Genomic DNA, 2,243 nt, shown 5'->3' on the forward strand with positions numbered 1-2,243 from the left:
GTGGGGCCCGAGCCCAGGTGCCGGCCGACGATTCGCGACCCGCCGCGTTCGCCGCCCCGCGCGGCACCGGATCACAGGCCGGCGCGGGGAGCGCCGCCCCGCGCGTGGCCTACCCCCGGTGCGTTCTTCGGGATCGGGATCGGCGGGTGTCGAGCATTCGCCGAGCTCACGGCCGAATGGCGCAACTCCACGTCGTATCAGATGACTTCGCGACTGCCGCTCTGCAGATCCCGCCTGCGCGACACGATCGGGTCCGCTGCGCCGGTACCCGTCCGGACGGCTCGGATCTGACAGGCTGATCGCGGCGAAAACGCTGTAGAGCGCCCTATGTACGGATATTCATCACAAGGATTCTGGTAATACTCATGAACAAGACCGCCGCCGTGTTCTCCGAGGGGAAGTTCCTGATCGACGCGGAAGCCATGGCCAAGGCCATCGGCGCTCCGTACGACGAGGAGACCACACGTCGCGTCGTGGAGGTGTTCGGCTCGCACTTCCACACCGGCGCCGTGCTGTGGAAGACGACCGACCGCCCGGGCGACCACCTCGGTTACCGGTTCTTCGCACGTGAGCGAACCGACACCGTGGAGACGGCTCTTGCCGCCGGACTGATCCGTCGCAGCGCGCTGACCGCGCTCGTGGCCGAGTGGGATCGGATCTTCGAGACCGACGCCATCCAGTCGTGCGACTTCGACGGGTTCAACGGCATGGCCAAGACCTGGGTGTATCTGGGCGGGATGCGCCCGGCCGAACAGGTACTGGACAACCCCGCCGTACCGCCGGCGTTGCGCGCGCAACTGCCGGGGCTCAAGCGGGTCGGTCTCGACCACGTCAGGTTCACGGCCGTCGACTATCGCCACGGCAGTCTCAACGTCTACTTCCGTGCCCGGGGCCCGCTGACCCCGAGCCGCGCCGCGCAGGTGCTCGGGGCCGTCGGTATCACCGCGCCCGACGATGCCTCGGTGGCGCGGATGCGGACCGTGGTGCCGGAGGACTTCTGTCTGGCCGTCACCTTCGCGATGGACACCGGTCGGGCCGTGCGGGCCTGCTTCTACGCCCTGGGGATCCCCGAGAACCGCATTCCCCCACTGCCGCAGCGCATTTCCGCGTTCTTCGAGACGGCGCCCGACAACGACATCGAGGTGATTCGCGGACTCGGCTGGTCCCATGGACCGGGCGAGGGGACGTACCTCAAGGCCGAGCACTCCTATTGCGGCGACATGGCCGGCCGGCTGCGCGACTGGGACTGCTACCTCACCGGCAGCGCCGGCCGCGATCCGATCCTGGCCGCCGCCGATGCGCTGCCGGCCGCCACCGGCGCGGTCGCGCCCCCGATGGTCCGGGTGGTCAACGCCGAGACGGCGTACGAGGGCAAGCAGAAGATGGGTCTGGTGGCCGGGATCTGCCGGCAGACGGTCGGTTCCCAGGGCCTGTGCATGCACCTGATCGCGATGCCACCACTCACTCGCGGCGCGGTGCACATCCACGACGGTCACGAGTCGTCCCTCTATGTCACGTCGGGCCGCACCCGTACCTATTTCGGGCACGACCTGGAGCACCACGTCGACTCGGGGGTGGGCGAACTCCTGTACATCCCGGCGGGTTTGCCGCACGTCGCCGCCAACCTGGAAAACGAACCGGCGGCCGGCGTGATCGCCCGCACGGATCCCGACGAGCAGGAAAGCGTGCGCCTGATCCCGGAGTTGGAGGAAAAGGCGGCCGCACTCTTCGCCGCGCACCTGGCACAGCATCGGGCCGAGACCGCGGTCGGAGTCGAAGCCGAGTCCGCGGTCGGGGCCGGGGTCGGAATCGGGGTCGGAATCACGGCCGGAGTCGGGGCCGAGTAGCCCGGGGGCGGTCGTGTCGCCGGTTTCGCCGCGTACGCGGCACGAACAGGGGCCTTCCCGGATGCCGTCGACAGGGGAGATCGACGCATTCGGCCCGGGAAGGCCCCGACGCGGTCGAACGGTTCAGCGGCGGCGCCGGACCCGGATCGCCACGCCGACCGACCCGACGGCGACGAGCACACCGGCTGCGGTCGCCGCGACGGGCGCGGTCGCGAACGAGTCCTCGTCCGCCCCGCCGGTGGGTTCGTAGCCGCCGGCCAGGCCCTTGGCGTCGTAGCGCGTCCCCGGCAGTTTGTCCGCGTAGGCCGCGTGCACGCGCTGCTGATAGGCCCGAACGCCCGTGCCGGCCGCGCCGATCGCACGCTCCGCTTCGGCGTTGAGCGGCAACACCCGATC

1 protein-coding gene and 1 pseudogene are annotated in these 2,243 nt (G+C 70.1%); one reads left to right on the forward strand and one right to left on the reverse strand.

All coding sequences use genetic code 11. The annotated features are described in order from the left end of the window. Positions 1–365: 365 nt before the first annotated feature. Entirely contained in the window at positions 366–1,847 is a 1,482-nt protein-coding gene (locus GT354_RS27530) for an aromatic prenyltransferase (protein ID WP_161359080.1), read from the forward strand. A gap of 123 nt (positions 1,848–1,970) precedes the next feature. Here the strand turns inward: GT354_RS27530 and GT354_RS27535 are convergent. After that, a pseudogene (locus GT354_RS27535) lies at positions 1,971–2,243 on the reverse strand (hypothetical protein); the annotation flags it as partial.

Source organism: Streptomyces sp. SID3343 (genome assembly GCF_009865215.1).
Lineage (GTDB): Bacteria > Actinomycetota > Actinomycetes > Streptomycetales > Streptomycetaceae > Embleya.